Consider the following 2,399-nt stretch of genomic DNA (forward strand, 5'->3'; position numbering starts at 1 on the left):
GCACGCTGACATGGCAAGGCGTCAGCGGCGTCACGGTGGCCGGCAGTGCCATCGGCTACACGCTGAGCAGCCAGAGCGGCATCGACTGGAACGTGCCCTATGCGCCGGTTCCCGAGCCCTCGGTGGCGCTGCTGCTGGGTGGCGGCCTGCTGGCGCTGGTGCTTCGTCGGCGCGGCTGAACAGGCCTGTGCGAATGGCGACTTCAATCGATCTCGGATCGCGAAGCCCGACGCCTTTCTGAGATCCGCCGAAGGAAGCGCGCCGGTTTGCGTCAGCGGCAGTCGAGCGAGGCGCGCCCCTGATTCGCGCCTGGCGCGAAGCCGTACGGCACAGAATCCCGGCATGCAAGTGCCCCACCGAAGACTTCTCGCCCTTACGCGCCGCCACCCGTCGGCCATTTTGCTGATCGTGCAGCTGGTGGGCCTGCTGCTCTACCCGATCCTCGAATCGACGCGTGCCGGCCCCATCGCCTTGAGCGCCTTCGGCATCACGGTGCTGATCTTCACGACTGGCATGGTGCGCCGCACGCCGGGCCTGACGTGGCTGAGCGTCTGCCTGGCCTTGCCGGCCATCGCCATGCTGGTACTGCAGGCGGTGTGGGAAATGCACTGGCTGCAGCCTTGGTCCGCCGCGCTGGAAGCGCTGTTCTACTTTTATGCTGCCGGCAGCCTCGTCGCCTACATGATGAGCGACATGCATGCGACGACCGACGAGCTGTATGCGGCCGGCGCGACCTTCACACTGCTGGCCTGGGGCTTTGCCTACAGCTTCGTGGTGCTGCAGGCGGTGCAACCAGGCAGCTTCTCGGCCGCCGTCAACGCCGAACAGCCCCGCACCTGGTCCGAGCTGATGTTCCTGAGCTTCGCGCTGCTGTCCAGCACGGGCATCGGCGACGTCATCCCGGTGCGGCCGCTGGCTCGGGCTGCGACCAGCCTGGAGATGTTCGTTGGCGTGGGCTACCTGGCGGCCGTGGTGTCCAGGCTGATCGGGCTGACGCTGCTGCGCCGGGGGTCTGCGTGACCGCAGTGCCCGGAACTGCGCAGAAGACAACTCGAGGGCCTTCCATGTCCAGACGCCGGTGTTTGCTTCTGAGCTTTGCCTGCCTGCTGTCCGCCTGCGGCGGTGGCGGGTCGAGCAGCGACGCGACGCCGGCCGTCACGCCGCCGCCGGTGGTGATCACGCCCAACTACGTCTACGTGGGCACGCTGGAGCGCGACAAGTCCATCACGTCCAGGATCACGGGCATCACCTACCCGTATCACGTCTACCTGCCGGAGAACTACGCGACCTCGGGCAAGAGCTATGCGGTGATGTACGCGACCGACGGGCAGTGGAGCTTCAACTCGTTCTCGCAGCTGCTGGACAAGCGCCGCAAGCCGATGATCCTGGTGAACATCGAGCAGGGCCCGGGTGACCGTCGGGCCATCGACTACACCGTCAACGGCGCGCCGGCCTATGCCCGTTTCCTGAAGGAGGAACTGGCGCCGCTGATCGAGGCCAACTACCGCACGACGGGCGTGCGCAGCTTCTCGGGCACGTCCTACGGCGGGCTGCTGGGCTCCATCCTGCTGAGCACCGAAGCCGCGGGCACGCCCTTCTTCAGGAACTACCTGCTGTTCGATGGCGCCTTCTGGGCGCTGACGGCCAGGAACATCCAGGACGAACAGGCGCGCTTCACGGCCAGCCCCCGTCTACCCGTGCACCTGATCCTGACCAGCGCGAATGCGCCCGGCAACGTGAACGACGTGATCGCCTACGAAGCGCGCTACAAGGGCCGCGCCTATGTGGACCTGCTGATCCAGCGCAAGGACTTCAACATCGCGCACAACGACGTGGGCGACCCGTCGTTCGATTGGGCGATTGACCAGATCTACTAGGGTCCGCACATGTCAGACACGATCGAGTCCCTGGCCAACCTCGGCCCCAAGTCCGCAGCGATGCTGGCTAGCGTCGGCGTCACGACGCTTGAAGAGCTGCGCGCGCTGGGCGCCGTCGCCACCTACGTCCGGGCCAAGCGGGCCGGGCATAACAATGTGTCGCTGAACCTGCTTTGGGCCCTGGAGGGCGCCCGCGCGGCAGTGACTGGCCGTTAGGATGAAAGCTCGGATCTGCAACCACGCACCGAGCCACACTTCCAGAAGGAACAGCCAATGCGCAAGGGACCCTGGGCAAACACACTCGCCGCCGCCTTCTGTCTGCTGTCGGCCTGCGCCGCCAGCGCCCAGCAAACCCGCCCGGCAAACCTGGAGCGCGTGGAGGTGGCCGGCAAGAAGGGCGACCTCTCCGCGTGGCTCCGGGCGGAAAGCCAGCGCTTCGTTGTGTACTCCGACGCCAACCAGGAAGACGTCACCCAGCTGCTGGACAACCTGGAAAAGCTCGACCATGTGCTGCGCCTGTAC

At 66.3% G+C, this 2,399-nt stretch carries 5 protein-coding genes; all 5 read left to right on the forward strand.

Features of this window, described 5'->3' with window-relative positions; translation table 11 throughout:
* Positions 1-92 precede the first annotated feature (92 nt).
* Positions 93-179 carry a PEP-CTERM sorting domain-containing protein gene (locus tag AC1DU6_RS27575; RefSeq protein WP_477861027.1) on the forward strand — a complete coding sequence of 29 codons (87 nt, stop codon included), beginning with the start codon at positions 93-95 and terminating at the stop codon, positions 177-179.
* Between the two features lie 163 nt (positions 180-342).
* Positions 343-1,020, forward strand: a complete 678-nt coding sequence (locus AC1DU6_RS27580) for an ion channel (RefSeq protein WP_457445753.1) — start codon at positions 343-345, stop codon at positions 1,018-1,020.
* A gap of 44 nt (positions 1,021-1,064) precedes the next feature.
* Positions 1,065-1,877, forward strand: a complete 813-nt coding sequence (locus AC1DU6_RS27585; RefSeq protein ID WP_477861023.1) for an alpha/beta hydrolase — start codon at positions 1,065-1,067, stop codon at positions 1,875-1,877.
* Positions 1,878-1,886: 9 nt separating this feature from the next.
* Complete coding sequence (locus tag AC1DU6_RS27590; protein ID WP_457326390.1) at positions 1,887-2,093, forward strand: TfoX/Sxy family DNA transformation protein; 207 nt, start codon at positions 1,887-1,889, stop codon at positions 2,091-2,093.
* 57 nt (positions 2,094-2,150) lie between these two features.
* Positions 2,151-2,399, forward strand: a 249-nt coding sequence (locus AC1DU6_RS27595; protein ID WP_477861025.1) for a hypothetical protein, incomplete at its 3' end; no start/stop codon positions are given.

The sequence above is a fragment of the Roseateles sp. P5_B10 genome, from assembly GCF_056400485.1.

Bases quoted from the DNA above. Each gene is read 5' to 3' on its own strand.
- AC1DU6_RS27585 (WP_477861023.1), top strand. From the start codon at position 1,065: ATGTCCAGACGCCGGTGTTTGCTTCTGAGCTTTGCCTGCCTGCTGTCC.
- AC1DU6_RS27590 (WP_457326390.1), top strand. From the start codon at position 1,887: ATGTCAGACACGATCGAGTCCCTGGCCAACCTCGGCCCCAAGTCCGCA.
- AC1DU6_RS27580 (WP_457445753.1), top strand. From the start codon at position 343: ATGCAAGTGCCCCACCGAAGACTTCTCGCCCTTACGCGCCGCCACCCG.